Raw genomic sequence first — 26314 nt, forward strand, 5'->3', positions numbered from 1 at the left:
CCGCACGGGGCGGGTCTTCAATGGCGCGTAAATGGTGGGTTGTTCAGGTCCCGGACTTGATCTTGGTCCAGGCCCGGGTCCGCGCCCGTTCGGCGTCACGGGGCAGCGGTTGCAGGGTGTACAGCGTGCTCATCGCCGTTTCGGTCGGGTACAGGTTCGGGTTGTTGCGGATCGCCGGGTCGACCAATTCGGTGGCGTCCTTGTTCGGGTTCGGGTAGCCGACGAAGTCGCTGACCGGTGCAATCACCTGCGGCTGCAACAAGTAGTTGATGAATGTGTAGGCGTCTTCCGGGTTCTTCGCGCCTTTGGGGATGGAGAGCATGTCGAACCAGATCGGGGCGCCTTCTTTCGGTAGACGCATGTCGACGATCACGCCGTTCTTGGCTTCCTTGGCGCGGTTGGCGGCCTGGGAGAAGCTGCCGGAGTAACCGACCGCGACGCAGATGTCACCGTTGGCGATGTCGGCCATGTACTTCGAGGAATGGAAGTAGGTGACGTACGGACGAATCTTCATCAACAACGCTTCAGCCTTTTCGTAGTCCGCCGGTTTCTTGCTGTTGGGGTCCAGGCCGAGGTGTTGCAGGGCCAGTGGCAGGATTTCCGACGGCGAGTCGAGTAGTGCAACACCGCACTGCTTGAGCTTGCTGATGTTCTCTTCCTTGAAGATCAGGTCCCAGCTGTCCACCGGTGCGTTGTCACCCAGTGCAGCCTTGATCTTTGTCGGATTGAAGCCGATCAGGATGGTCCCGTACATGTACGGCACGGCAAATTTATTGCCCGGATCGTTGGCTTCGATCAGCTTCATCAGCTTGGGATCGAGGTGGTTCCAGTTCGGCAGTTTGCTGCGATCCAGTGGCTGGAAAACGCCGGCCTCAATCTGCTTGGCGAGGAACACGTTGGACGGCACGACCACGTCATAACCGGAGTTGCCGGTCAGCAATTTGGCCTCCAGCGCTTCGTTGGTGTCGAAGATGTCGTAGACCAGTTTGGTCTGGGTGTTCTGGGCCTTGAAGTCTTCCAGCGCTTTGGGGGTGATGTAGTCGAACCAGTTGTAGACGCGCAACGTTCGCTCTTCAGCATGAACGGCACCACTGAGCACGGTGGCACACAGAGCGGGCGCGATAAAACGCTTGAGACGGATCATTGTTCTAATTCCTCATTGGGCGCTTTCAAAACCTTCGAGAACGTTCACGGCATTGATGCCGATTTCTTCTACCGCGTAGCCACCTTCCATCACGAACAGCGTCGGCTTGCCGAGGCCGGCGATGCGTGCGCCCATGGCCAGGTAATCCGGGCTGTCGAGCTTGAACTGGGAGATCGGATCGTCCTTGAACGTGTCGACGCCCAGGGACACTACGACGATGTCGGCGCCGTAGTTTTCGATCTCTTTGCAGGCGCGTTCCAGCGCGGCACTCCAGCTGTCCCAGCCGCTGCCAGCCGGCAGAGGGTAGTTGAAGTTGAAGCCTTCGCCGGCCCCTTCACCCAGTTCATCTTCATAGCCGAGGAAGAACGGGAACTCGGCTTCGGGATGACCGTGGATCGAGGTGAACAGCACGTCGCTGCGCTCATAGAAAATCGATTGAGTGCCGTTGCCGTGGTGGTAATCGACGTCGAGGATCGCGACCTTTTTATGGCCCTGATCGAGGAACGCCTGCGCAGCGATGGCGGCGTTGTTGAGGTAGCAATAACCACCCATCAAATCGCTGGCGGCGTGGTGTCCCGGTGGACGGCACAGGGCGAAGGCACTGCGGGCGCCGCGTTGAATGACGGCTTGAGCGGTCAGCGCGACTTGCGCCGCACTGTATGCCGCTTGCCAGGTGCCGGCGGTAATCGGTGCGCCGCCGTCGAAGCTGTAATAGCCGAGTTGGCCGTGCAGGCTGGTGGGGATGATCCGGCGCAGGGTGCGGGCCGGCCAGGTGTAGGGCAGCAAGTCGCCGTCGGTAGCGAATTCGGTCCAGCGCGCCCAGGCACCTTTGAAGAAGTCGAGGTAGTCGCGGCTGTGGACGCGCGCGATCGGGTCGAGGCCGAAATCCTGCGGCGCTTCGACCGGACCGAGGTCGCGGTACTGCACGCGCTGCAGAACATGGTCGGCTCGCGAAGGCATTTCGAAGCAGGGCATCAGTTGCCCGTCCATCAATTCACAACGGCCGTGGTGCAGGTGGTGATCGTCCGAGTAGATCGTCAGCATTTCTTGTTCTCCGCAGGCTGATTCGGTTGAACACAGTCTTGCGGCGCGCGGCGTTTGAGAGAACGGCAGGAAAGGCCAAAAGGGGATCGATATGGCCAAAAGAATTGACCGGAATTCGCCCCTTGTTGGCGCGACAGACCCCGTAGGAGCAAAGGTTGCTCGCGATGGCATCAGCGCGTTTTTGCAGAGACACCGCGTTGCCCGCATCGCGAGCAAGCTTTGCTCCTACAGGGGAGTCGTACTCAGGGTCTGAATTGACTCGGCGCCACGCCGCTCCAGCGCACGAACGCATGACGGAAACTCGCGGTCTCGCTGAAACCCAATGCCTCGGCGATTTGATAGATCGGCAGTTGGTCCTCGCAGAGCATGCGTTTGGCCTGCTCGAACCGCAGTTCATCGAGCAACTCTTGATAGCTGCACCCCAAGTCCTTGAGATGTCGGCGCAAGGTGCGTGCCGAGCAGTTCAACTGTTCAGCCAGCCCATCCAGGCCCGGCGCTGCGCTCAATTGTGCCGCGAGGAGTTGGCGGATGCGGCCCAGCCATACCTGGCGACCCGTGAACTCGGTGTTTTGTTTGCGGCAGCGTTCGGCCATGGCCTGATGGGTGATGGCGTCGGCCAGAGGCAGAGGGTGCTCCAGCCAGGCTTTGTCGAAGGCAAAGGCGTTGGACGCAGCGTCGAACTGCAAGGGGCAATCGAAACGCTCGGTGTAGCGTGCCTGATAGTCCGGCGCCGGGTATTCGAAGCGGGCGCCCAGCAGCGGCAAAGGTTGGCCGAGCAGGTCTTCGCAAGTGACCTTCATCGAAACCAGGCAAAACTCGACATTGAATGGCGCCAGCGCAGGGTTTTCCCGATAGTCGCCAGCGGTGAGCCAGATGCGCTCGTTATCTTCTTCCAGGCTCAACTCGAACAGTGTTCCTAATAGCGCCGGGTAGTGCAGTGCCAGCCGCAAGGCGTCACCTAAAGTGGCGCTGGTGAGTAAGGCGTACCCGAGCATGCCGTAGGACGAAACGTGCATTCGCCGGCCCAGTTCCAGGCCGATGTCACGCTTGAGCGCGACGGCGTTGGCGCAGACCTGCATCTCCTGATTGGTGGTGATGCGCGTGTCCGCCCGGCTCAGATCCGCCGCGCTGATGCCGCTGCCGGCCAGCAGCGCTTCGCTGGACAAGCCCTCGGCCTTGAAGGTGTTGAGCACCAGAGAGACAGCGTTGAGGGTGGTGAGGTGGGAGTGGAGCATGGGGTGTTCCAGCCATTGGATGCTGGAACGGCAGCAAGTTACATGCCTGATGGAGATCCTGTGGGAGCGAGCCTGCTCGCGATGGCGGTGTGTCAGTCAGCATCAATGTTGGATGGACGACCGCTATCGCGAGCAGGCTCGCTCCCACAGGGTTTTGCAGGGTGTCAGCTGAGTTCGCCGCAGAGGTCGAGTTCTACAAGCTGCCGAACTTCGTCGGTGTCGAGCCCGGCACCCAGCAACGCATGCAACTTGCCGAACGCGGCTTCGCGGGTCATGCCACCACCGGACAACACGCCGACACCACGCAAGCGACTGCCAGCCTCGTAAACATCCAGCTCGACGCCACCTTCATGGCATTGCGTAACCGCGACCACCACAACACCCTTGTTCCACGCGCGTTCCAGGCTGGCGAGGAACTCTGGATTGTCGCTCGGTCCGGTGCCGCTGCCGTAGCACTCCAGCACCAGGCCTTGAATGCCGCTGTCGAGCAGGCCGTCCAGTATCTCGGCGCCGATGCCGGGGAACAGCGGCAGCACAGCGACTTTCGCCAATTGCTTGATCTTGCGGTAATGCAACTCCACTGGCAGCGCTGGCGCCTTCACGCCGCCACCCTGACGCTCAAGTCGCTTGAACGGATGACGACCGAAACTGCGCACCTTCGCGCAACGGGTGGGGTCCAGCCGTTCGCCGTGGAAGTACAGATGAACGCCCGGCGCCAGGCCCTGACCCAGAGCAACCAGCGCGCCACTGAGGTTTTCCCAGGCATCGCTGTCGGTCACGCCGGCCGGCAGCATGGAGCCGGTGAACACCACGCGGGCAAGCAGGCCGAGCAATTGAAAACTCATGGCCGCTGCGCTGTAGGCGAGGGTGTCGGTGCCATGCAGGATCAGCACGCTGTCGCAGCCCTGGACATCGACAGCGTCAACCACCGCTTCACGCAGTTGCTGCCAGTAATCAGGGGTCATGTTGGCGCTGTCGATCAGCGGCGACATCTCGCGAAAGCGCCACTGCGGCACGACCAGGTCAGGCTGGCTGTGCAGATACTCGCGCATCCGTGCTTCGAAACCGGACGCCGGGGCCAGGCCGTGGGCGCTGGCTTGCATACCGATGGTGCCACCGGTGTAGAGCACCATGACGTGCTGGGCGGCAGGGAAGGAATTGGGAGTCATGGGGGAAATCTCCTGGCAGGTGGGAGCGAGCCTGCTCGCGATAGCGGTATGTTAGACACTAATGTGTCATCTGACAGTCCGTCATCGCCAGCAGGCTGGCTCCCACAGGTTGTGCACCCTTCGTTTACCGATCAGCGTTGCGCTGCGGGTACGCCTTGCGGCTCGGCTTCAGCCTTGGTGGAGGCCGCTGGCGGATTGGCTGGCCAGGCTTTCAGGTCCAGGTCCAGATCCGGGAATTTGCTTGAATCGAACACGGGCGTCTTGATGCCGGCCGCGCGCTGGTCATCGTAGTCACGCAGGATGCGCATGCCGACTTTGAACAGCAGGAACAGCGCGATCAGGTTCACGAATGCCAGCAAGGTCATGGTGATGTCCGCGAAGGCGAACACCGTGCCAAGGTTTTCGATAGCGCCCCAGAAGATCAGCACCAATACCAGCGCGCGGTAGCCGATCAGCGCCTTGCGGTTTTCACCGATCAGGAAACGCAGGTTGCTCTCGCCCAGGTAGTAGTTGTAGAGGATCGAGGTGAACACGAACAACGACAGGGCCACGGAGATGAAGCTCCGGCCCCAGTCACCGACCACGGCGGCCAGGGAGTTTTGGGTCAGGGCAATACCGTCGCCTTCGAAGCCCGGGGTGTAGAAGCCCGAGAGCAGAATCAGCAACGCGGTGCAGGTGCAGATCACGAAGGTGTCGAGGAACACGCTGAACGCCTGAACCACACCCTGTGCCACCGGGTGCTCGACCGACGCGACAGCAGCCACGTTTGGCGCACTGCCCAGGCCTGCTTCGTTGGCGAACACGCCACGCTTCACGCCCATGACGATGGCGCTGCCGATCAGGCCGCCGAAGGCTTGATCCAGACCGAACGCGCTTTTGACGATGGTCATCAGCATCGCCGGCACGTGATCGAATTGCAGCACGATCACGTAGATGGTCACGCCGATGTACACCAGGGTTTTCACCGGCACCAGCAGGTCAGCGACCTTGGCGATGCGCTTGATACCACCGATGAACACCATGCCCAGCAACACCGCCAGGGCCAGACCGGTGTAAGTGGTGTCGAGGCCGAAAGCGTTGTTCAGCGAGTGGGTCACGGCGTGGGATTGCAGACCGTTGAACGCGAAGCCGAAGGTGATCAGCAGCAGGAACGCCATGATCATGCCCAGCCAGCGTTTCTGCAGGCCGTGCTGGATGTAATAGGACGGGCCGCCACGGTAGGTGCCGTCGGAATCGCAGCGCTTGTAGAGCTGGCCGAGGGAGCATTCGAAGAAGCTGCTGGACATACCGACCAGCGCGGTCACCCACATCCAGAACACCGCACCTGGACCACCCAGGGTCACGGCGATACCGACACCGGCGATATTACCCGCACCGACGCGGCCGGCGAGGCTGAGCATCAAGGCCTGGAATGAACTGAGTTGACCGGCGCTGCTGCGCAAGCTGTCGCGGAACACCGCGAACATGTGGAAGAAGTGGCGCAATTGAACGAAACGCGAGCGGATCGTGAAGTAGCTACCGAGCCCGACAATGAGCACGATCAGTACTTTCCCTGAGAGGAAGTCGTTAATGACTTCGAGCATGGATTATTCCTCGCTGTTTTTTGTGTAGGCAAATGCTGTGCGGTCAGAAATATCGCGTTACACCGGATTGCACGCGGCAAAACAGGTGAGGCGAAGGTTCGTCCCGATTTCATTTTGCGGGTTTGTTATTAGTTCGGGTTTCGCATGGGTTTGGGCCTCGTTACCGACGACCGCTCACGCGAAGAGGGGCGGCACTATACCGATGAGCGTGCCGTCCGTCTGCACGGTTGTGGTGCAAGCATCGAAACGAGGTACTGCAAAATCAAAAGATCGCAGCCTTCGGCAGCTCCTACAGAGGAACGCATTTCAACTGTAGGAGCTGCCGAAGGCTGCGATCTTTGCGGTATCAGACATGTTTGCTATCTGCCAAAAAGTTAAAAAAAAGGGCTTGGGGAACAAATCCCCAAGCCCTCAAAAGGTGAGAGGTGTCTAGTCCCTCGACCTGGTGAGCGGTGCTACAAATAACACGTCGGATCAGGCTTTAAGCGGAACCAGACGCGGAGCAATCATGTTTTCCGGGCGCAGGATGTCGGCGAGCATTTCGTCGTCGAGCAAGCCTTCTTCGCGCACCAGTTCCAGCACACCGCGGCCGCTTTCGAGGGCGATACGGGCGATACGGGTGGCGTTTTCATAGCCGATGTACGGGTTCAGCGCGGTGACCAGACCGATCGAGTGCTCGACCAGTTCGCGGCAGCGCTCTTCGTTGGCGGTGATGCCGACGATGCAGTGCTCGCGCAGCATGTCCATGGCGCGTTGCAGCAGGCGGATCGAGTCGAAGATCTTGAACGCGATCAGCGGCTCCATCACGTTCAGTTGCAGTTGGCCGCCTTCGGCTGCGATGGTCAGGGCCAGGTCGTTGCCGATGATCTGGAACGCTACCTGGTTGACCGCTTCCGGGATAACCGGGTTGACCTTGCCTGGCATGATCGAGCTGCCTGGCTGACGCGCTGGCAGGTTGATTTCGTTGATGCCGGTGCGTGGGCCGCTGGACAGCAGGCGCAGGTCGTTGCAGATCTTCGACAGCTTGACCGCGGTGCGCTTGAGCATGCCGGAGAACAGCACGAAGGCGCCCATGTCGGAGGTGGCTTCGATCAGGTCGGCGGCCGGAACCAGCGGTTGACCGCTGATCAGCGCCAGACGCTCAACGGCCAGGTGCTGGTAACGCGGGTCGGCGTTGATGCCGGTACCGATCGCGGTGCCGCCCAGGTTCACTTCGGTCAGCAGTTCCGGGGCCAGCGTCTTCAGACGGGCCAGGTCTTCGCCCAGCGTGGTGGCGAATGCGCGGAATTCCTGGCCGAGGGTCATCGGCACGGCGTCTTGCAGTTGGGTACGGCCCATTTTCAGGACGTGAGCGAACTCTTGGCCTTTGGCAGCGAACGCCTGGATCAGGCTGTCGAGGCTGGCCAGCAGCGCGTCGTGACCCAGCAGCAGACCCAGACGGATCGCGGTCGGGTAGGCGTCGTTGGTCGACTGCGCCATGTTCACGTCGTTGTTCGGGTGCAGGTATTGGTATTCGCCCTTCTGGTGACCCATGGCCTCCAGCGCGATGTTGGCGATGACTTCGTTGGCATTCATGTTGGTTGAAGTGCCAGCGCCGCCTTGAATCATGTCCACGACGAATTCTTCGTGGAAATCGCCGCGGATCAAACGTGCACAGGCTTCGCTGATGGCAGCGTGCTTGGCTTCGCTCAGGTGACCCAGCTCGCGGTTGGCGTCAGCGGCGGCTTGTTTAACCATCGCCAGGCCGACAACCAGCTTCGGATAATGCGAAATCGGAACGCCGGAGAGACGGAAGTTGTTCACCGCTCGCAGGGTCTGGATGCCGTAATACGCTTGAGCAGGTACTTCGAGTACGCCAAGCAGGTCTTTTTCTGTGCGGAAAGATGCAGCGGAGGACATGATAGAAATCATCTCGATATGGACCCGGTCTGTGCCGGAACACTGCAAATGCTAGGCTTGTGGAGAATTTTGGGCCAATGCTGTTAAACACTAGCCTATGCACATTCGGCATAATGCCCATGTGACGCCGTGTCTGCGGCGAGCGTGTGACCTAAATTGGTGCGTGTCCGGGAGGCCGTGATGAACCTTGAAAGTAAATGGCTGGAGGACTTTAGTGCCCTGGCCGCCACCCGCAGCTTCTCCCAGGCTGCCGAACGGCGCTTCGTGACTCAGCCGGCATTCAGTCGACGGATCCGCAGCCTTGAAGCCGCGCTGGGGCTGACCCTGGTCAATCGCTCGCGCACGCCGATCGAACTGACGGCGGCGGGGCAGCTGTTTCTGGTCACCGCGCGCACAGTGGTCGAGCAGCTCGGTGAAGTGTTGCGTCACCTTCATCACCTGGAAGGCGGGCAGGGCGAGGTGATGCAGGTCGCCGCCGCTCACTCCCTGGCGCTGGGTTTCTTCCCGCGCTGGATCGCGCAGTTGCGTAATGAAGGCCTGAACATCGCGACGCGCCTGGTGGCGACCAACGTCGGTGATGCCGTGCATGCCCTGCGCGAAGGCGGTTGCGATCTGATGCTGGCGTTCTACGACCCGGATGCCGCGATGCAGATGGACCCGGAAATTTTTCCGTCGCTGCACCTTGGCAATACCGAAATGCTCCCGGTTTGCGCGGCGGACGCCGAGGGCAAGCCGCTGTTCGATCTGGAAGGCGAAGGCAGTGTGCCGCTGCTCGCCTACAGCGCCGGTGCATTTCTCGGGCGTTCGGTGAACATGCTGCTGCGCCAACGCGCGCTGCGCTTCACCACCATCTATGAGACGGCCATGGCCGACAGCCTTAAAAGCATGGCGCTGGAAGGATTGGGCATTGCCTGGGTGCCGCGGCTCAGCGTGCGCGCCGAACTGGCTCGGGGTGAACTGGTGGTGTGCGGCGGCCCGCAATGGCATGTGCCGCTGGAGATTCGTCTGTACCGCTGCGCACTGGTGCGCAAGGCGAATGTGCGGTTGCTGTGGCGCAAACTGGAAGGCGGCGCAGCCCAAGGCACAACCGGATCCTGAGACCGCTGAAAATCAAATGTGGGAGCGAGCCTGCTCGCGATGGCGGTGTGTCAGTCAGCATCAATGTTGGATGGACGACCGCTATCGCGAGCAGGCTCGCTCCCACAGGGGATTTGTGTTGTTCTTTCGCTGACCTCCGAGTCAATAAAACCGGCGCTTTGCGTCGAATGACAGATGGTCGCTATGGGGGCTGTTTATCTGCTTCATTGAGGTATACTGCGCGGCCTTCGGCCGGTTCGTCCGGCCATAATTCGTACAATCAAGCCACGCATTTTGCGTGGCTTGTTGTTTTTTGACGCGCCTGCGGGCGCCCAGAGAGAAGAGGCACGACGATGAGTGCACTGGTTGGCGTGATCATGGGCTCCAAGTCCGATTGGTCCACCCTTAGCCACACCGCCGATATGCTGGAAAAGCTCGGCATTCCTTACGAGGTGAAAGTGGTCTCTGCCCACCGCACCCCGGACCTGCTCTTCCAGTACGCCGAAGAGGCTGAGGCGCGGGGCATCGAGGTGATTATCGCCGGTGCCGGCGGCGCGGCCCACTTGCCAGGCATGTGTGCGGCCAAGACCCACTTGCCGGTGCTGGGCGTGCCGGTGCAGTCGTCGATGCTCTCGGGCGTCGATTCGCTGCTGTCCATCGTGCAGATGCCCGCGGGCATTCCTGTCGCCACCCTGGCCATCGGTAAGGCCGGTGCGATCAACGCAGCGCTGCTCTCGGCGAGCATTCTCGGCGCCAAGCACCCGCAGTTCCACGCGGTGCTGAAAAAATTCCGCGCTGAGCAGACAGACAGCGTCCTGGAAAATCCAGACCCACGCATCGCCTGAGGTTGTTGACGATGAAGATCGGTGTAATCGGTGGCGGCCAGTTGGGTCGCATGTTGGCGCTGGCGGGCACTCCGCTGGGCATGAACTTCGCTTTCCTGGACCCCGCGCCGGATGCTTGCGCAGCCGCGTTGGGCGAACACCTGCGGGCCGATTACGGTGATCAGGATCACCTGCGTCAGCTGGCCGATGAAGTCGATCTGGTGACGTTCGAGTTCGAAAGCGTCCCGGCCGAAACCGTCGCGTTCCTCTCGCAATTCGTCCCGGTCTACCCGAGCGCCGAAGCCCTGCGCATCGCCCGTGATCGCTGGTTTGAGAAGAGCATGTTCAAGGACCTGGGGATTCCCACCCCGGCGTTCGCCGACATTCAATCGCAAGCCGATCTGGACGCGGCCGTGGCTTCCATCGGTCTGCCGGCCGTGCTGAAAACCCGCACCCTGGGTTACGACGGCAAAGGCCAGAAAGTCCTGCGCAAGCCTGAAGACGTGGTCGGTACGTTCGCCGAACTGGGCAGCGTGGCCTGTCTGTTGGAAGGTTTCGTGCCGTTTACCGGTGAAGTCTCGTTGATTGCCGTGCGCGCTCGCGATGGCGAAACCAGGTTCTATCCGCTGGTTCACAACACCCACGACAGCGGCATCCTCAAACTGTCCGTGGCCAGCACCGACCACCCGCTGCAAGCCTTGGCGGAAGACTATTCCAGCCGTGTGCTCAAGCAGCTGAATTACGTTGGCGTGATGGCGTTCGAGTTCTTTGAAGTCGACGGTGGCCTCAAGGCCAACGAGATCGCCCCGCGTGTGCATAACTCAGGGCACTGGACCACTGAAGGCGCCGAGTGCAGCCAGTTCGAAAACCATCTGCGGGCCGTTGCCGGTCTGCCGCTGGGGTCGACGGCCAAGGTCGGCGAGAGCGCGATGCTCAACTTCATCGGTAAAGTGCCGGAGACCGAGAAAGTCCTGGCCATCGCCGATTGCCATCTGCATCACTATGGCAAGGCGTTCAAGGTCGGTCGCAAGGTCGGTCACGCCAACCTGCGTTGTGCAAACCGCGAAACGCTGGCCGCGCAGATCCTCAAGGTCGAAGCGCTCATCGCCGAATAGTTTCATGTGGCAGCGGCGGAACCATTCAGGGGCCGCCGTTCTCTCATGGCAGGATGCAGAAGTCTGACTAGGCTTTCGCATAGCCAAACCAATCAGAGGGAAATGCCATGGGAATTATCGGAACCATCTTTATCGGCTTGATCGTCGGCCTGCTGGCCCGGTTCCTGAAACCGGGCGATGACAGCATGGGCTGGATCATGACCATCCTGCTCGGTATCGGCGGTTCGCTGGCGGCCACTTATGGCGGCCAGGCTCTGGGCATCTACCAGGCCGGTCAAGGTGCAGGCTTCATCGGTGCGCTGGTTGGCGCGGTGGTGTTGCTGGTGATCTACGGCTTGATCAAAAAGAACTGATCCAAAGCGACAAAGCCCCCTCTGCGCCGCACGCAGAGAGGGCTAGAATGCTCGGCGTTGCACCGTCCTCTCCTTTGCCGAGCACCTTCATGCGCCGTCTTTTACTGACTTTCCTTTTATTGGGCTCGGGCCTTGCCCATGCCGGCGAGCTGCCGGAAACCGACTGGCTCGAACTGATGCCCAAGTCGGACCAGAAAGCCCTCGAGGCCATGCCCGAAATCGACCATAACTCCCCCGAAGCCAATGGCACCTTTACCGAAAAAGGTGGCATGAAGCAGAGCAAAGGCTTGCCGGCGGTGATGTATTCGACCAAAACCGTGCCGTCGATGAACGACAAGAACATCCGCATCGGTGGTTATCCGGTGCCGCTGGAATCCGACGCCCAGGGCCGCAGCACGCTGTTTTTCCTCGTGCCGTATCCGGGCGCCTGCATCCACGTGCCGCCGCCACCCCCTAATCAATTGGTGTTGGTGCGTTATCCGAAAGGTTTGAAGTTGAATGACATCTACACGCCGCTGTGGGTGACCGGCACACTGAAGGTCGAGAAGGTCAACAACGACCTGGCTGATGCGGCGTATGCGCTGGATGCGGCGAAGGTGCGGGTGGTCAAGGAGTCGGATTTGTAGCGTTGGGTAGATCCATTCGCGGGCAAGCCTTGCTCCTACAGGATATGCACTGCCCTGTAGGAGCAAGGCTTGCCCGCGATGCTTTTAAAGCGGTTTGCTGCCGATGCTGACACCCAGGGTATGACTCGCACCCGGCGCCAGCGTCACCACATCATCCATCACATTCGCCGTTTCAATGCACAGCATGCGCTGCCAGCCATCGTCGGCCATGTCGCTGAACGCCGCGGCGCGTTCAATCCACGGATTCCAGATCACCGCCGAGCGTGAACCGCTGCTGGTCAGCTCGATGCGCCGTTCCCAGGCCGGATCGACAATGCTCAGCTTCGCCGGGGTATTGAGATAGATACGATCGGTCTCGCCGGCAAAACGCAGATCGCCGGTCTGAGTGACGGTTTTCCAGTCGTCCAGGGTTTCGATGTAATTCAAGCCATCCAGCCCTTCGACATGCACTTCGCGTACATCGCTGACCGCGAAATAGCTGTGCAGCGCCTGGCTGATGGTGACGTTGTCAGCGCCCTGGTTATGGCTGGTCAGGCTGATATGCAGTTGCTCATCCAGACGAATGCTCAGCTTCAAATCCACTTTATGCGGCCAGCCTGGCAAGCCGCCTTCAGGGTAAGGCAGAACAAACTCCACCTTCAGGCTTTCGCCCTCGGTTTCAATGCCGCCCAGTTCCCAGTCCATTGCCCTTACCAGCCCGTGGGCGGTCGGCGCTTCATTGCTGACGCGCATGGCCTGAACGCTCTGCGGGTTGCGCGGCAGATTGCCGAACCACGGCCAGCACACCGGAACCCCGGCGCGGATGCTCTTGCCAGTCTTGAACACTGCCTCGTCGTTGAGCCAGATCAGCGGCGGTTCCCCGGCCACTTGATAACTGAGGATGTGCGCGCCTTGCTGGGCAACCAGCAATTCGGCCTGACCGTGGCGGATGCGCCAGCAGTTCAGTTCATCCAGTTTCACAGCTTCAACGTTGGGCGTGCTCATGGGGCAACTCTCGATCAGGAACAATGACTGCAATGGACCGCAGAAAGGTCGCAGTGTTTAACGAGCTCTAGGCGGAACCGAACGGGTGCGACCGCTGCCGTCGATGGCGACGAACACAAACACGGCTTCAGTCACTTTGCGCCATTCGCTGGACAGCGGATCGTCACTCCAGACTTCGACCATCATCTGAATCGAGCTGCGGCCGATTTCCAGCGCCTGGGTATAGAAGGAGAGCTGGGCACCCACCGCTACCGGAACCAGAAACGCCATGCGGTCGATCGCAACCGTAGCCACGCGGCCACCGGCTACTTTGCTGGCCATTGCGGTGCCGGCCAAATCCATCTGCGACACCAGCCAACCGCCGAAAATATCGCCAAAGCCGTTGGTTTCGCGGGGAAGCGCGGTAATTTGCAGGGCCAGGTCGCCTTGCGGGATTGGATCTTCTTGTTCGAGCTCTATCATGCCGGGGGTGCCTCTGACCCGTGACTCTCATTGGTACTTCGGTGAATAGCCGTCTCAAGGAAAAACGATTCAGCCCCGAACATACTACGTTCGTCACGTTTTTCGTAAGGCGCCTAAAGGGAAACTCTGCGAAATCGACTGGTAGAGCCAGCAGCGTCTTCGCACAGCAACCCTTGCAAGCTGTCGCAAGATTGCGAGTATATCGATCGGTAGACTCCGAGACGACCGTCCGGTTCTCATTTCGACCGTCAAATACGCACCTCTATGTGCTTTTTCGAACAATTTGCTATCGTGCCGGACCTGCCCAAGCCTCAGCCAGCGTTGTTGGGGTTGCAGATCCGACTATAAGAGAAGCCTTGCCATGACCACAGCGCCCTCGAGCATCGCGCCGTCCACTCAATCCGCACGTCCGCTGACCCGCAGCGATTACAAGACTTTGTCGCTGTCTGCCCTGGGCGGTGCGCTGGAGTTTTACGATTTCATCATCTTCGTGTTCTTCGCCACGGTGGTCGGCAAGCTGTTCTTCCCGGCCGACATGCCCGAGTGGCTGCGCTTGATGCAGACCTTCGGGATCTTTGCCGCCGGCTACCTGGCGCGGCCGCTGGGCGGCATCGTCATGGCGCACTTCGGCGACCTGCTGGGACGCAAGAAGATGTTCACCCTGAGCATTTTCATGATGGCGGTGCCGACCCTGATCATGGGTTTGCTACCGACTTACGCGCAGATCGGCATGTGGGCGCCGATCCTGTTGCTGCTGATGCGGGTGATTCAAGGCGCCGCAATTGGCGGTGAAGTACCGGGCGCGTGGGTATTCGTTTCCGAACACGTGCCGCAGCGGCACATCGGCTACGCCTGCGGCACCCTGACCTGCGGCCTGACAGCCGGTATCCTGCTGGGCTCGCTGGTCGCCACCGCGATCAACAGCATTTACACCCCGGTCGAAGTCTCGGATTACGCCTGGCGGATTCCGTTCCTGCTGGGTGGCGTATTCGGCCTGTTCTCGGTTTACCTGCGCCGCTGGTTGCACGAGACGCCGGTATTCGCCGAGCTGCAACTGCGCAAGGCCCTGGCAGAAGAAGTGCCGCTGCGCGCCGTGTTGCGCGACCATCGCGGGGCGATCCTGATTTCCATGCTGCTGACCTGGCTGCTGTCCGCCGGCATCATCGTGGTCATCCTGATGACCCCGACCGTGCTGCAGACCGTCTACCACTTCTCGCCAACCACCGCGTTGCAGGCCAACAGCCTGGCGATTGTGTTTCTGAGCCTGGGCTGCGTCGCCTCCGGTGCATTGGCTGACCGCTTCGGCGCGGGACGTGTCTTCGTGTTCGGCAGTGCTGCGCTGCTGATCAGTTCGTGGACCTTCTACCACAGCCTGTTCAACCACCCGGACTGGCTGTTCCCGATGTACGCCTTGACCGGCTTGCTGGTCGGCACTATCGGTGCGGTGCCGTACGTGATGGTCAAAGCCTTCCCGGCGGTGGTGCGCTTCAGCGGGTTGTCGTTCTCCTACAACCTGGCCTACGCCATCTTCGGCGGCCTGACGCCGATGGTAGTCACCTTGCTGCTCAAGGAAAGCCCGATGGGGCCTGCGTATTACGTAGCGATCATTTGCGGTGTCGGGGTTCTGGTGGGTGCCTACCTCTGGAAGAAGGGTCGATAACGCTAAAACCGCCAGTTGTTAAGGCTTTCGCCAGTGCGAAAGCCTTGCTCCACATTCGCCCGCCGGTAAACGTGCTCCATGCTCAAGCATATGGTCCAGAGCATCCGCGGCGTTCTTCGGTTGAATGACCTGATGTTCCACCATCAAATCGAGCAACCAGAGTGCACCATGCACTTGTAACCCATCCCTCTGCGCTTGACGCCTCAACTTGCCATCTCCAGTGAGCAACGGCCGACCTGTCTCTTGTGCGAGCAGGTAGCACGACACATCGGCCAATGAGCTGTTGTTGTGCTCTATTTTGAGAGTGAACAGCCTGGTAACCCCTGACTCGTCGAAGGACTCAACAATCAACCCCCGTCCGAGTAATTCGTCATGGGGGAAATCTTCGAGCTCATGCAGTACGAAATCTGTGCAGCAAAGAGTGAATGGCAGTCTGAACATCTGCTCCAGCAGTCCGGCATTTCTGAAGTCGATCCAGATATTCGTATCGCTGATGTAGATCAGACTCATGCACTCTCCAGTGAGCCCAGAAAATTGGGGTCAAGAGCGCTCACTGGTTTGCGTAGAAGTTCGGCTGCACGGGATTTGGTGATCAACCCTTCCGCTAACCCCCAGAACACCAACGATTCGAAACGTTGTGGTGGTTTGCATGGCAAGGGTTCAGGCTCGGCCTTGCGCCAGCCGTTCGCGCTGAATTGAATGGTGACGGATTTGTAGCCCCCATCGCTGAGCAGCTTCAAATCTTTGAGGCGTCGCAGAGCGGCGTGCATCGAGATCCCATATTGACGCTTGGCGATGAGCAACTCGCGGGGATGGACGCGTGAGCGAGGGTGGCTACCGAAGTCACTGGTGACACCTTTAGCCGGGTAGAGGAACGCGCCAGCGAAGCGATGGCAGCAGTTTTCCTTTTCACGCTCGGGCATGTCGTCGGGTAATTGCATGACCCAGTGACCGAGTTCATGTGCTGCGGTAAAGCGTATTCGTTCGCCTGGGCGCTCGGCATTTAGTGCAATCAAGACGTGGCGACCATCACCGGTAGCGGCGCAGGCCCCGTCGAAGTCATCCGGCCCCATGAGCATCGCGACCTTGATGCTGTGTTCTTCCAGTTGCTCGGTCAGGTTGGAAATTGGATCGCTACCAATTCCCCAATATTCGCGTAGTGCCTCGGCAGCGTGTTCAGCCTCCTCAATAGAGGAGACCGGCAGCATTTGCGCAGGGGTGGCCGGAGTCTGGATGTCTACCGGGTCAAAGCATTCTTCCAGAGCAATGTAGCGCTCAAGGTGTTCACGAATCTGTTCTTCGACTTGAACCTGGCGATACTTGGGCATCTTGGCACGTTTACGAAACTCCAGCGGCGCAAGAGGCACGGCTTCCGCACGAAAGAAGTACTCAGGACTGACCTGCAGCACCTTGGCCAGTTGCAGCACGCGAGAGGAGTTCGGGGTACTTAACCCTTTCTCGTATTTGCTCAGGCCTTGCTTGGTGATGTCGCCAAGCTGGTGCGCCAAGGCTTCCAGGGACATGCCTCGCAGAAGGCGAGCGCGGCGAATTCGGTCGTTGATCATTGGTTCCTCTCGTGGTTGACAAGACTATCTTTCGATTGTGATTTGTCAACCTTGATTCATTGCCTCGGTGTTTCTGTCTTTCGAATGCTGGCCTTTCATCCAATTGTCATATTTCAGCCATAGAGTGTTCACACGGCCTGCTGATACTTGGCCCCGACTTAACACACCTATCTGCTAGGAGTAAGGCATGAAACTGAAGCGTTTGATGGCGGCAATGACTTTTGTCGCTGCTGGCGTTGCGACTGCCAACGCGGTTGCCGCTGTTGACCCTGCTATCCCGAGCTACACCAAGACCACTGGTGTGTCGGGCAACCTGTCCAGCGTCGGCTCCGATACCCTGGCCAACCTCATGACCCTGTGGGCTGAGAACTACAAAAAAGAATACCCGAACGTAAACATCCAGATTCAGGCCGCTGGCTCCGCCACTGCGCCACCTGCGCTGACTGAAGGCACCTCTAACCTGGGCCCGATGAGCCGCAAGATGAAGGACACCGAACTGGCTGCCTTCGAGCAGAAGTACGGCTACAAGCCAACCGCAATCCCGGTTGCCGTGGACGCCCTGGCTGTCTTCGTTCACAAAGACAACCCGATCCAGCACCTGACCATGGAACAGGTCGACGCGATCTTCTCCTCGACTCGTCTGTGCGGCGCCAAAGCCGACGTTAAAACCTGGGGCGACCTGGGTGTGACCGGCGACCTGGCCAACAAGCCGGTTCAGCTGTTCGGTCGTAACTCGGTATCCGGCACCTACGGTTACTTCAAAGAAGAAGCCCTGTGCAAAGGCGACTACAAGCCAAACGTCAACGAACAACCAGGCTCGGCTTCGGTCGTGCAGTCGATCAGCTCCTCGCTGAACGGCATCGGTTACTCAGGCATCGGCTACAAGACCGCTAGCGTGAAGACCGTGGCTCTGGCCAAGAAAGGCACCACTGACTTCATCGAAGACACCGAAGAAAACGCCCTGAACGGTAAGTACCCGCTGTCGCGTTTCCTCTACGTTTACGTCAACAAAGCCCCGAACAAGCCTCTGGCCCCGCTGGAAGCCGAGTTCGTGAAACTGGTTCTGTCCAAACAGGGCCAGGAAGTTGTGGTGAAAGACGGTTACATCCCGCTGCCAGCCAAGGTTGCTGCAAAAGCACTGGCTGACCTGGGTCTGCAGGAAGGCGGCGCTGAAGTCGCAAAAAAGTAAAACCGTAGGTCCGGGGCGCGCCCCGGACCTGTAGGAGCAAGGCTTGCCCGCGATGGCGTCAGCACACTCAACAAAGATGTGACTGACAGTCCGCAATCGCGAGCAAGCTTTGCTCCTACAACGGCTCAGGGTTACCACGCAGGTGATCCGGCCTCCCCAAATTTTCGCTCCGCTGCCAGTTCCCGCTGGCGGCGGATTTGTTGCGTCACTGCATTGTCATCTTTCTGTCATACAGGATCGCTAGGGTGTGCGAATGAATGATCTGGCCAATTCCACCATGACTACAAATCCCCCCAAGCGAATTGACTTCAATACGCCTGAGTTGCAACGCAAGCGCCGCATCCGCGCGCTCAAAGATCGCCTGACCCGCTGGTACGTCCTCGTGGGCGGCCTCGCCGTTCTCGGTGCGATCACGCTGATCTTTTTCTTCCTTGCCTACGTTGTCGCGCCCCTGTTCCAGGGCGCCGACCTGACCGCCAAGGACGCCATCACACCCGCCTGGATGCAAGACGCCGGCAAGCCGTTGATGATCTCCCTGGAAGAACAGAACCAGGTCGCCATGCGGGTTTCCGACAAGGGCCAGGCCCTGTTCTTCGATATCGACAGTGGCGCTGAACTCAAGCGGGTCGATCTGTCGATTCCGGCCGGCACTACCGTGACCTCCATCGGCGAAGACCAACCGGGCCATCCATTGGTGGCGGTGGGCTTGTCCAACGGCCAGGCGCTGGTATTCCGTCACACTTATAAAGTCAGCTACCCGGACGGCAAGAAAACCATCTCGCCAGCCATTGAATACCCGTACGGCGAAACGCCGATCGCGTTGAACGAGGCGGGCGGAGCCCTTGAGCACGTCAGCCTCAACGCGACCGATACGACGCTGATGCTGGTCGGTTCCACCGGTTCGCAACTCAATGTTTTGTCGCTCACCAGCGAAGAAAACATGATGACCGGCGAAGTCACCAACGAGCAGAAGCGCATCGATTTGCCACAAATGACTGAGCCGGTGAAGAACATCTTCGTCGACCCGCGTCAGCAGTGGCTGTACGTGATTAACGGTCGCGCCCAGGCCGACGTGTTCAGCCTGCGCGACAAGAGCCTCAATGGTCGCTACAAGCTGCTGGATGATGGCGAAGCGCAAATCACTGCCAGTACTCAATTGGTGGGTGGCATCTCGCTGATCCTTGGCGATTCCAAGGGTGGTCTGGCCCAGTGGTTCATGGCCCGCGACCACGATGGCGAACTGCGTCTGAAGCAGATTCGTAATTTCCAGATGGGCACTGCGCCGATCGTTGAAATCACCGCTGAAGAACGTCGCAAAGGCTTCATCGCCCTTGATGCGTCCGGCAAGCTCGGCGTGTTCCACAGCACCGCCCACCGCACCTTGCTGGTGGACCAGGTGGTCGATGGCCAAGGCATCTTTGGCCTGTCGCCACGGGCCAACCGGGTGATCGTGGAGGCGGGCGGCAAGATTCAACCGCTGCTGCTCGACAACCCGCACCCAGAGGTTTCCTGGAGCGCGTTGTGGAGCAAGGTCTGGTACGAGAACTACGACGAGCCTAAATACGTCTGGCAATCGACCGCCGCCAACACTGACTTCGAACCCAAGCTGAGCCTGTCACCGCTGACCTTCGGTACCTTGAAAGCCGCGTTCTACGCCATGCTGTTGGCCGCTCCACTGGCCGTCGCCGCTGCCATCTACACCGCGTACTTCATGGCCCCGGGCATGCGCCGCAAGGTCAAACCGGTGATCGAACTGATGGAAGCGATGCCGACGGTGATCCTCGGTTTCTTCGCCGGCCTGTTCCTCGCACCTTATGTAGAAGGGCACCTGCCGGGCATCTTCAGCCTGCTGATGCTCTTGCCGATTGGCATTCTGGTAGCGGGTTTCACCTTCAGCCGCTTGCCTGAGTCCATCCGCCTGAAAGTGCCGGAGGGTTGGGAAAGCGCGATTCTGATTCCAGTGATCCTGTTCGTGGGCTGGCTCTCGCTGTACATGAGCCCGTACATGGAAACCTGGTTCTTCGGCGGCGACATGCGCATGTGGATCTCCCACGACCTGGGCATCACCTACGACCAGCGCAACGCACTGGTGGTCGGTCTGGCCATGGGCTTTGCGGTGATCCCGAACATCTACTCCATCGCCGAAGACGCCGTGTTCAGCGTGCCTCGCGGTTTGACCCTCGGCTCCCTGGCCCTCGGCGCCACGCCATGGCAGACCATGACTCGCGTGGTGATCCTCACCGCCAGCCCGGGTATTTTCTCGGCGCTGATGATCGGCATGGGCCGTGCGGTCGGTGAAACCATGATCGTGCTGATGGCCACCGGTAACACCCCGGTCATGGAAATGAACCTGTTCGAAGGCCTGCGCACCCTGGCGGCCAACGTTGCGGTGGAAATGCCCGAATCGGAAGTCGGCGGCAGCCACTACCGCGTGCTGTTCCTCTCGGCGCTGGTGCTGCTGTTGTTCACCTTCGTCATGAACACCCTCGCGGAACTGATTCGTCAGCGTCTGCGCAAGAAATACTCGTCGCTTTAAGAAAGGTAGAAGTCTGTGAAACAGAACTCCCTGAAAGGATGGTTCAAGAGCGGCGCCCCTGGCGTCTGGATCAGCGGTGGCGCGGTGTCCATCGCGGTCATCATGACCATTGGCTTGCTGGCAGTGATTGCCGTGCGCGGTCTGGGCCATTTCTGGCCGGCGGACCTGGTGCACGCCAGTTACGACGTGCCGGGCCAGGCCAATCACCTCGTCATCGGCGAAGTGGTGCAGAAAGAAGAAGTGCCGCGCGAGCGCCTTAAAAGCGCTGGCCTGCCGGTGCCCGATCAGGGCCCGGAGTTCATGACCCGCGAGCTGATCAAGGTCGGCAACCGTGACCTGAACGGCAACGACTTCACCTGGATCGTCGGCGAGTGGCTGACTAACCAGAAGACGCCGCCCGAGTTGATGACCATCGAGCGTCGCGAGTGGGGCAACTTCTACGGCTACCTGGTCAACGTCAAACAGGACGGCAAGGTCATCGCTGAAGGCGAAGCTGCATGGCCTGAGCTGCAGGCCCGTGTCGCTCGCGTCAACCAGCTCGCCGCACAGCTCAAGAGCCTGGAAAAAACCGACATTGGCGCGATCAACGCCGGCCTCGAGCGCGTCCGTCTGCACGGTCGCAAACTGGAACTGACCGGTACGATGGACGCTACCGCACAAGCGGACATGGAGTCCGAGCGTGCCGAACTGAACGCTCGTTATCAGGACATCGAAGCACGCCTGAACGACCTGCACGCCCAGTTCAACCGCGACAGCCTGACGGCCCGCGACGCGAACGGCAAAGAGATCGAAATCGGTATCGGCAAAGTGGTTCACGCCTATCAGCCGAACGCCATGAACACCTTCACCAAGATCGGCTTCTACTTCAGCAAGGTCTGGGAGTTCTTGAGCGACGACCCACGTGAAGCGAACACCGAAGGCGGGATCTTCCCGGCGATTTTCGGCACCGTGATGATGACGTTGATCATGGCGATGATCGTGACCCCGTTTGGCGTACTGGCCGCGGTTTATCTGCGTGAATATGCGAAACAGAACACCATGACTCGCTTGATCCGCATCGCGGTGAACAACCTGGCGGGCGTTCCGGCCATCGTTTACGGCGTGTTCGGTCTGGGTTTCTTCGTCTATGTGCTGGGTGGTTCGGTCGACCGGTTGTTCTTCCCGGAAGCACTGCCGGCGCCGACCTTTGGTACGCCAGGCCTGCTCTGGGCGTCCCTGACCCTGGCGCTGCTGGCGGTGCCGGTGGTGATCGTGGCCACCGAAGAAGGTCTGGCGCGGATTCCTCGCACCGTGCGCGAAGGCTCGTTGGCCCTCGGCGCAACCAAGGCTGAAACCTTGTGGAAGATCGTACTGCCGATGGCCAGCCCGGCGATGATGACCGGCATGATCCTCGCCGTGGCTCGCGCCGCCGGTGAAGTGGCGCCGCTGATGTTGGTGGGTGTGGTGAAACTGGCGCCATCGCTGCCGGTGGATGGCAACTACCCGTACTTGCACCTGGACCAGAAGATCATGCACTTGGGCTTCCACATCTATGACGTCGGCTTCCAGAGCCCGAACGTCGAGGCCGCGCGGCCGCTGGTTTACGCCACGGCGCTGCTGCTGGTGCTGGTGATCGCGACATTGAACCTGTCGGCGGTGTACATCCGTAACCACCTGCGCGAGAAGTACAAGGCGCTGGATAGCTAATACCGCCGCTCCCTGTAGGAGCACAGCTTGCTGGCGATGGCGATCTCGAAAACGCCATCGCGGGCAAGCCTTGCTCCTACAAGACGGCAACACCGCTGGCCCATTTTGTGAGGCCAGCGGCCAACCGAACCGAATTTGTTAGCACAGGGAGCCTCCCATGCAGCACGAAGCACATACCCACGGCATCAACATGTCTGCCCTGGGCCGCGACAAACAGAGCTTGAGCCTTGAACAGGAAACCGTGGCCATTGAAGTGCCGGGCCTGAGCCTGTTCTACGGCGACAAACAAGCGCTGTACGACGTCAGCATGAACATCCCGAAACAGCGCGTGACCGCCTTCATCGGCCCGTCCGGCTGCGGCAAGTCCACACTGCTGCGTACATTCAACCGCATGAACGACCTGGTGGATGGCTGCCGTGTCGAAGGCGCGATCAACCTGTACGGCAACAACATCTACCGCAAGGGCGAAGACGTGGCCGAGTTGCGTCGTCGCGTTGGCATGGTGTTCCAGAAGCCCAACCCGTTCCCGAAAACCATCTACGAGAACGTGGTCTACGGCCTGCGCATCCAGGGCATCAACAAGAAGCGCATCCTCGACGAAGCCGTCGAGTGGGCGTTGAAAGGCGCGGCGTTGTGGGACGAAGTCAAAGACCGTCTGCATGAATCGGCACTCGGACTGTCCGGTGGTCAGCAGCAACGTCTGGTGATCGCGCGCACCATCGCCGTGGAACCGGAAGTGCTGCTGCTCGACGAACCGTGCTCGGCACTCGACCCGATTTCCACGCTGAAAGTCGAAGAGCTGATCTACGAATTGAAATCGAAGTTCACCATCGTCATCGTGACCCACAACATGCAACAGGCCGCGCGGGTTTCCGACTACACGGCGTTCATGTACATGGGCAAACTGGTGGAATTCGGCGACACCGACACCCTGTTCACCAATCCGGCGAAGAAGCAGACCGAAGACTACATCACGGGTCGCTACGGCTAGGAAGCTGTTGTTGTTCACTGAACTGACGCTGCGGTCCACCGCACCTTACCGGACGCTCCAAGGACGCCAACATGATTAGTAAAGAAGGCCTTACCCATCACATCTCCGCGCAGTTCAACGCTGAGCTCGAGGAAGTGCGCAGCCACCTCCTGGCCATGGGCGGGCTGGTGGAAAAGCAGGTCAACGACGCGGTGACCGCGCTGATTGAGGCCGACTCTGGCCTGGCCCAACAGGTTCGCGAGATCGACGACCAGATCAACCAGATGGAACGCAACATCGACGAAGAATGCCTGCGCATTCTGGCCCGTCGTCAGCCGGCGGCGTCGGACTTGCGTTTGATCATCAGCATCTCCAAGTCGGTGATCGACCTGGAGCGCATCGGTGACGAAGCGACCAAGATCGCCCGTCGCGCCATCCAGTTGTGCGAAGAAGGCGAAGCCCCACGGGGGTACGTCGAGGTTCGCCACATCGGCGACCAGGTCCGCAACATGGTTCGCGATGCACTGGACGCCTTTGCCCGCTTCGACGCCGACCTGGCGTTGTCGGTGGCCCAGTACGACAAGATCATCGACCGCGAATACAAAACCGCGTTGCGTGAACTTGCCACCTACATGATGGAAGACCCGCGCTCTATCTCGCGGGTCTTGAGCATTATCTGGGTGCTGCGTTCGCTGGAACGGATTGGCGACCACGCGCGCAATATCTCGGAGCTGGTGATCTACCTGGTGCGCGGCACCGACGTGCGGCACCTGGGCCTCAAGCGCATGAAAGAAGAAGTTGAAGGCACAAGTGGCGAAACCGCTAATGTTCCGGGCAAAGCTGACGATAAGTAAGATTGCCTGAGAAAAGCGCCCGGCCTTTTGGCCGGGCGTTTTTGTTTGTGGTTGATGAATTCGAAAGCAGCACCCGCGAACGAAAAGTCCCGGCGTGACTGAAGGTTTTTGGCAATGTGCCATCAGCAAAGCGGTATGCTTGCCGGGATTTTTTAAAGGGGTGATGGATGAGTAAGGTCAGTGTGTTGGTCGTGGACGACGCGTCGTTCATTCGTGACCTGGTGAAGAAGTGCTTGCGCAACTACTTCCCGGGTATCCGGATCGAAGACGCGGTCAACGGCAAGAAGGCTCAGGCCTTGCTGGCACGGGAAGCGTTCGACCTGGTCCTGTGCGACTGGGAAATGCCGGAAATGTCCGGCCTGGAGCTGCTGACCTGGTGCCGCGAGCAGGACAACCTCAAGACCATGCCGTTCGTGATGGTGACCAGCCGTGGCGATAAAGAGAACGTCGTCCAGGCGATCCAGGCCGGGGTTTCGGGCTACGTCAGCAAGCCGTTTACCAACGAGCAACTGCTGACCAAGGTCAAGCAGGCCCTGAACAAGGTCGGCAAGCTCGACACCTTGATGAACAGCGCGCCGACCAAAATGAACTCGGCGTTCGGCAACGATTCCCTGAGCGCATTGACCGGTGGCAAGGCTGCCGTGGTCGCGCCCGCCGCGGCGCCGGTCAACCCGTTCGCCAAACCTGTCGCCGCCGCCCCGGCCCCGGCGGCTGCTCCGTCTCGCGGTCTGCTCAACAGCCCGCCGATCAAGCCTGCAGCGTCCTCCGCGGCTCCAACGGGCGGTCGTGGCCAGGGCCAACTGCGCCTGCCGAACGGCATTCAGCAATGTGTGATCAAGGCCTTGAGTCTCAAGGAAGCACTGCTGGTGGTGAAACGCACCGACACCTTGCCGCAAGTGCTCGACAGCGCCGTGCTGGACCTGGAGCAGGGCGATAACGCCGAAACCGCTCGTCTGAACGGCTACCTGCATGCCATCGTCGCCCACGAGCCAAAACCCGACAGCGACTGGCTGCAACTGACCTTCCGTTTCGTCGACCAGGACGCGCAGAAGCTCGATTACATCTCGCGGTTGATAGCACGTGGTACGGCGCAGAAGCATTTCGTACCGGGCGCGTAATCTTCGTCGCCTGACAGGCCGCCTTCGCGAGCAGGCTCACTCCCACATTTGAAATGCATTCCAATGTGGGAGTGAGCCTGCTCGCGAAGGGGCCATCAGATTCACCACCCATCCGCTGAACGGCCCATTTTGAAACATCTGTCGACTACCCGGGTCCATTGCAGCTGCTAGGCTCCTACCCAGGACTTACTCGACAGAATCTTGCCCATGCTCGCGCGCCTGCTGTTTTTTTGCGGTCTTTTCATGGCCTCCACCTCGGCGTTGGCCATGACGATCTACAAGTCCACCGACGCCAGTGGCGTGGTCTCCTACAGCGACCGCCCCACGACAGGCTCCAAGGTGTTCGTTTTTCGTGATCGCATGGTCGAGAATCTTGAGCGCCAGGTGTACGTCGTCATCACGAAGAAGAAGGGCGTGGACAGCGTTTACGTGCGCAATGACCTGTATGCGCCGGTAGAAATCGAGTTGAGCTTCGGCGGGCTGAAGAACGTCAGCGGTGCGCCAAGCCGACCGATTCGTCGGGTGATGCCGGCACGCAGCAGTATTCGTCTGGCGCTGCTCACGGCCATGCAGCCCGGAAGGCCGCTCGCGTATACCCCCAAATTTGAATACTCCCTGGGCGATCCCTCAGGGGCCACCATGGCCTATCGATACCCGCTGCCGTGGCGTGGCGGACCGTTTCGGCTGAGTCAGGGCGCCAACGGTCAATACAGCCACTTTGGTCCAAAGAACCGCTATGCCATGGACATCGCCATGCCCGTAGGCACGCCGATCATCGCGGCGCGTGGCGGTGTGGTGGTGAAAACCGAGAATGCCCAGACCGGGCGGGGCACCGATCCGTCGGGTAATTTCGTGCGGGTGCTGCACGATGACGGGACGATGGGCGTGTATCTGCACCTCAAACAAGGTTCGGTGAGCGTTCGCGAGGGGCAGCGGGTGTCGGTGGGGAGTCCGCTGGCCTTGTCGGGCAATACCGGCAACAGCAGCGGGCCGCACCTGCATTTCGTGGTGCAGCGCAATACCGGGTTGGGGCTGGTATCGATTCCGTACCAGTTCAATCAACCGGTGGGCAGCCTGCCGAACTTTGCGCTCGGCAAGCAGTAAAAGATTGAACACCGCAATCCCTGTAGGAGCCGAGCTTGCTCGCGATGACGGCGGTACATCCAGCATCATCGCAACAGACACACCGCTATCGCGAGCAAGCTCAGCTCCTACAAGTTG

At 60.0% G+C, this 26314-nt stretch carries 23 protein-coding genes; 13 read left to right on the forward strand and 10 right to left on the reverse strand.

The features are described from left to right. Positions 1 to 43 precede the first annotated feature (43 nt). The 6 genes from PMI27_RS13535 to aspA all read right to left on the reverse strand — a co-directional run bounded on the left by PMI27_RS13535 (position 44) and on the right by aspA (position 8074). Positions 44 to 1144 carry a polyamine ABC transporter substrate-binding protein gene (locus PMI27_RS13535; protein ID WP_008156620.1) on the reverse strand — a complete coding sequence of 367 codons (1101 nt, stop codon included), beginning with the start codon at positions 1142 to 1144 and terminating at the stop codon, positions 44 to 46. A 12-nt stretch (positions 1145 to 1156) separates the two neighbouring features. After that, positions 1157 to 2188, reverse strand: a complete 1032-nt coding sequence (locus tag PMI27_RS13530) for a histone deacetylase family protein (RefSeq protein ID WP_008156618.1) — start codon at positions 2186 to 2188, stop codon at positions 1157 to 1159. Between the two features lie 242 nt (positions 2189 to 2430). Then, entirely contained in the window at positions 2431 to 3423 is a 993-nt protein-coding gene (locus tag PMI27_RS13525; protein WP_008156616.1) for an AraC family transcriptional regulator, read from the reverse strand. Between the two features lie 164 nt (positions 3424 to 3587). Beyond that, on the reverse strand, positions 3588 to 4592 hold the full coding sequence (locus PMI27_RS13520; protein ID WP_008150023.1) for an asparaginase: 1005 nt from the start codon (positions 4590 to 4592) through the stop codon (positions 3588 to 3590). Between the two features lie 131 nt (positions 4593 to 4723). Further along, positions 4724 to 6175: an alanine/glycine:cation symporter family protein gene (locus PMI27_RS13515; RefSeq protein WP_008150025.1), complete on the reverse strand. Its 1452-nt coding sequence runs from the start codon at positions 6173 to 6175 to the stop codon at positions 4724 to 4726. A 474-nt stretch (positions 6176 to 6649) separates the two neighbouring features. Continuing rightward, a complete protein-coding gene (gene aspA, locus PMI27_RS13510; protein ID WP_008150027.1) occupies positions 6650 to 8074 on the reverse strand; it encodes an aspartate ammonia-lyase in 1425 nt (474 codons plus the stop codon). Between the two features lie 180 nt (positions 8075 to 8254). Here aspA and PMI27_RS13505 point away from each other — a divergent pair, with 180 nt between their 5' ends. The 5 genes from PMI27_RS13505 to PMI27_RS13485 all read left to right on the forward strand — a co-directional run bounded on the left by PMI27_RS13505 (position 8255) and on the right by PMI27_RS13485 (position 12069). Next, positions 8255 to 9172, forward strand: a complete 918-nt coding sequence (locus PMI27_RS13505) for a LysR substrate-binding domain-containing protein (protein WP_008150030.1) — start codon at positions 8255 to 8257, stop codon at positions 9170 to 9172. A gap of 332 nt (positions 9173 to 9504) precedes the next feature. Then, a complete protein-coding gene (gene purE, locus PMI27_RS13500; protein WP_008150032.1) occupies positions 9505 to 9996 on the forward strand; it encodes a 5-(carboxyamino)imidazole ribonucleotide mutase in 492 nt (163 codons plus the stop codon). Between the two features lie 11 nt (positions 9997 to 10007). Further along, positions 10008 to 11090, forward strand: a complete 1083-nt coding sequence (locus tag PMI27_RS13495) for a 5-(carboxyamino)imidazole ribonucleotide synthase (RefSeq protein WP_008150034.1) — start codon at positions 10008 to 10010, stop codon at positions 11088 to 11090. 107 nt (positions 11091 to 11197) lie between these two features. Continuing rightward, positions 11198 to 11443 carry a GlsB/YeaQ/YmgE family stress response membrane protein gene (locus tag PMI27_RS13490; RefSeq protein ID WP_008030708.1) on the forward strand — a complete coding sequence of 82 codons (246 nt, stop codon included), beginning with the start codon at positions 11198 to 11200 and terminating at the stop codon, positions 11441 to 11443. A gap of 89 nt (positions 11444 to 11532) precedes the next feature. Next, positions 11533 to 12069: a DUF3299 domain-containing protein gene (locus PMI27_RS13485; RefSeq protein ID WP_033053433.1), complete on the forward strand. Its 537-nt coding sequence runs from the start codon at positions 11533 to 11535 to the stop codon at positions 12067 to 12069. An 84-nt stretch (positions 12070 to 12153) separates the two neighbouring features. On the opposite strand, the gene PMI27_RS13480 is transcribed toward PMI27_RS13485, so the two are convergent. Then, positions 12154 to 13053, reverse strand: a complete 900-nt coding sequence (locus PMI27_RS13480; RefSeq protein WP_008150038.1) for a D-hexose-6-phosphate mutarotase — start codon at positions 13051 to 13053, stop codon at positions 12154 to 12156. Positions 13054 to 13110: 57 nt separating this feature from the next. After that, positions 13111 to 13515, reverse strand: a complete 405-nt coding sequence (locus PMI27_RS13475) for an acyl-CoA thioesterase (protein WP_003177184.1) — start codon at positions 13513 to 13515, stop codon at positions 13111 to 13113. A 361-nt stretch (positions 13516 to 13876) separates the two neighbouring features. Here PMI27_RS13475 and PMI27_RS13470 point away from each other — a divergent pair, with 361 nt between their 5' ends. After that, on the forward strand, positions 13877 to 15175 hold the full coding sequence (locus PMI27_RS13470) for an MFS transporter (protein WP_008150042.1): 1299 nt from the start codon (positions 13877 to 13879) through the stop codon (positions 15173 to 15175). A gap of 18 nt (positions 15176 to 15193) precedes the next feature. Here the strand turns inward: PMI27_RS13470 and PMI27_RS13465 are convergent, their stop codons facing one another. Next, positions 15194 to 15685, reverse strand: a complete 492-nt coding sequence (locus tag PMI27_RS13465; RefSeq protein ID WP_008150044.1) for a hypothetical protein — start codon at positions 15683 to 15685, stop codon at positions 15194 to 15196. Continuing rightward, positions 15682 to 16740 carry a helix-turn-helix domain-containing protein gene (locus PMI27_RS13460; protein WP_008150047.1) on the reverse strand — a complete coding sequence of 353 codons (1059 nt, stop codon included), beginning with the start codon at positions 16738 to 16740 and terminating at the stop codon, positions 15682 to 15684. The genes PMI27_RS13465 and PMI27_RS13460 overlap by 4 nt, the downstream gene beginning before the upstream one ends. A gap of 187 nt (positions 16741 to 16927) precedes the next feature. Between PMI27_RS13460 and PMI27_RS13455 the strand changes: the two genes are divergently transcribed. The 7 genes from PMI27_RS13455 (at position 16928) to PMI27_RS13425 (ending at position 26197) form a co-directional block, all read left to right on the forward strand. Continuing rightward, positions 16928 to 17929: a phosphate ABC transporter substrate-binding protein PstS gene (locus PMI27_RS13455; protein WP_008150049.1), complete on the forward strand. Its 1002-nt coding sequence runs from the start codon at positions 16928 to 16930 to the stop codon at positions 17927 to 17929. Positions 17930 to 18431: 502 nt separating this feature from the next. Continuing rightward, positions 18432 to 20465 (forward strand): ABC transporter permease subunit, encoded by a 2034-nt coding sequence (locus PMI27_RS13450; protein WP_177327867.1) that lies wholly within the window; start codon positions 18432 to 18434, stop codon positions 20463 to 20465. Between the two features lie 15 nt (positions 20466 to 20480). Further along, entirely contained in the window at positions 20481 to 22151 is a 1671-nt protein-coding gene (gene pstA / locus PMI27_RS13445) for a phosphate ABC transporter permease PstA (protein WP_008150052.1), read from the forward strand. 157 nt (positions 22152 to 22308) lie between these two features. Continuing rightward, positions 22309 to 23142, forward strand: coding sequence for a phosphate ABC transporter ATP-binding protein PstB (gene pstB / locus PMI27_RS13440; RefSeq protein WP_008150054.1), 834 nt, complete (start codon positions 22309 to 22311; stop codon positions 23140 to 23142). A gap of 71 nt (positions 23143 to 23213) precedes the next feature. Continuing rightward, complete coding sequence (gene phoU, locus PMI27_RS13435; RefSeq protein WP_008150055.1) at positions 23214 to 23975, forward strand: phosphate signaling complex protein PhoU; 762 nt, start codon at positions 23214 to 23216, stop codon at positions 23973 to 23975. Positions 23976 to 24142: 167 nt separating this feature from the next. After that, the gene (locus tag PMI27_RS13430) at positions 24143 to 25093 is read left to right on the forward strand and encodes a response regulator (RefSeq protein ID WP_008150057.1); all 951 of its coding nucleotides are present in this window, start codon (positions 24143 to 24145) and stop codon (positions 25091 to 25093) included. 207 nt (positions 25094 to 25300) lie between these two features. Continuing rightward, entirely contained in the window at positions 25301 to 26197 is an 897-nt protein-coding gene (locus tag PMI27_RS13425; RefSeq protein ID WP_008150059.1) for a peptidoglycan DD-metalloendopeptidase family protein, read from the forward strand. Positions 26198 to 26314: the final 117 nt, after the last annotated feature.

Origin of the sequence: Pseudomonas sp. GM41(2012), from assembly GCF_000282315.2 — a bacterium.
In the GTDB taxonomy this organism is placed as follows: domain Bacteria; phylum Pseudomonadota; class Gammaproteobacteria; order Pseudomonadales; family Pseudomonadaceae; genus Aquipseudomonas.

What these genes read in the sequence shown, in the direction of transcription:
- PMI27_RS13465 (WP_008150044.1), bottom strand. Translation starts at nt 15,685, where the DNA reads ATGAGTCTGATCTACATCAGCGATACGAATATCTGGATCGACTTCAGA.
- pstB (WP_008150054.1), top strand. Translation starts at nt 22,309, where the DNA reads ATGCAGCACGAAGCACATACCCACGGCATCAACATGTCTGCCCTGGGC.
- phoU (WP_008150055.1), top strand. Translation starts at nt 23,214, where the DNA reads ATGATTAGTAAAGAAGGCCTTACCCATCACATCTCCGCGCAGTTCAAC.
- PMI27_RS13495 (WP_008150034.1), top strand. Translation starts at nt 10,008, where the DNA reads ATGAAGATCGGTGTAATCGGTGGCGGCCAGTTGGGTCGCATGTTGGCG.
- aspA (WP_008150027.1), bottom strand. Translation starts at nt 8,074, where the DNA reads ATGTCCTCCGCTGCATCTTTCCGCACAGAAAAAGACCTGCTTGGCGTA.
- PMI27_RS13485 (WP_033053433.1), top strand. Translation starts at nt 11,533, where the DNA reads ATGCGCCGTCTTTTACTGACTTTCCTTTTATTGGGCTCGGGCCTTGCC.
- PMI27_RS13430 (WP_008150057.1), top strand. Translation starts at nt 24,143, where the DNA reads ATGAGTAAGGTCAGTGTGTTGGTCGTGGACGACGCGTCGTTCATTCGT.
- PMI27_RS13475 (WP_003177184.1), bottom strand. Translation starts at nt 13,515, where the DNA reads ATGATAGAGCTCGAACAAGAAGATCCAATCCCGCAAGGCGACCTGGCC.
- PMI27_RS13525 (WP_008156616.1), bottom strand. Translation starts at nt 3,423, where the DNA reads ATGCTCCACTCCCACCTCACCACCCTCAACGCTGTCTCTCTGGTGCTC.
- PMI27_RS13450 (WP_177327867.1), top strand. Translation starts at nt 18,432, where the DNA reads ATGCAAGACGCCGGCAAGCCGTTGATGATCTCCCTGGAAGAACAGAAC.
- PMI27_RS13455 (WP_008150049.1), top strand. Translation starts at nt 16,928, where the DNA reads ATGAAACTGAAGCGTTTGATGGCGGCAATGACTTTTGTCGCTGCTGGC.
- PMI27_RS13425 (WP_008150059.1), top strand. Translation starts at nt 25,301, where the DNA reads ATGCTCGCGCGCCTGCTGTTTTTTTGCGGTCTTTTCATGGCCTCCACC.
- PMI27_RS13480 (WP_008150038.1), bottom strand. Translation starts at nt 13,053, where the DNA reads ATGAGCACGCCCAACGTTGAAGCTGTGAAACTGGATGAACTGAACTGC.
- PMI27_RS13515 (WP_008150025.1), bottom strand. Translation starts at nt 6,175, where the DNA reads ATGCTCGAAGTCATTAACGACTTCCTCTCAGGGAAAGTACTGATCGTG.
- PMI27_RS13530 (WP_008156618.1), bottom strand. Translation starts at nt 2,188, where the DNA reads ATGCTGACGATCTACTCGGACGATCACCACCTGCACCACGGCCGTTGT.
- PMI27_RS13460 (WP_008150047.1), bottom strand. Translation starts at nt 16,740, where the DNA reads ATGATCAACGACCGAATTCGCCGCGCTCGCCTTCTGCGAGGCATGTCC.
- PMI27_RS13470 (WP_008150042.1), top strand. Translation starts at nt 13,877, where the DNA reads ATGACCACAGCGCCCTCGAGCATCGCGCCGTCCACTCAATCCGCACGT.
- PMI27_RS13505 (WP_008150030.1), top strand. Translation starts at nt 8,255, where the DNA reads ATGAACCTTGAAAGTAAATGGCTGGAGGACTTTAGTGCCCTGGCCGCC.
- PMI27_RS13490 (WP_008030708.1), top strand. Translation starts at nt 11,198, where the DNA reads ATGGGAATTATCGGAACCATCTTTATCGGCTTGATCGTCGGCCTGCTG.
- PMI27_RS13535 (WP_008156620.1), bottom strand. Translation starts at nt 1,144, where the DNA reads ATGATCCGTCTCAAGCGTTTTATCGCGCCCGCTCTGTGTGCCACCGTG.
- purE (WP_008150032.1), top strand. Translation starts at nt 9,505, where the DNA reads ATGAGTGCACTGGTTGGCGTGATCATGGGCTCCAAGTCCGATTGGTCC.
- PMI27_RS13520 (WP_008150023.1), bottom strand. Translation starts at nt 4,592, where the DNA reads ATGACTCCCAATTCCTTCCCTGCCGCCCAGCACGTCATGGTGCTCTAC.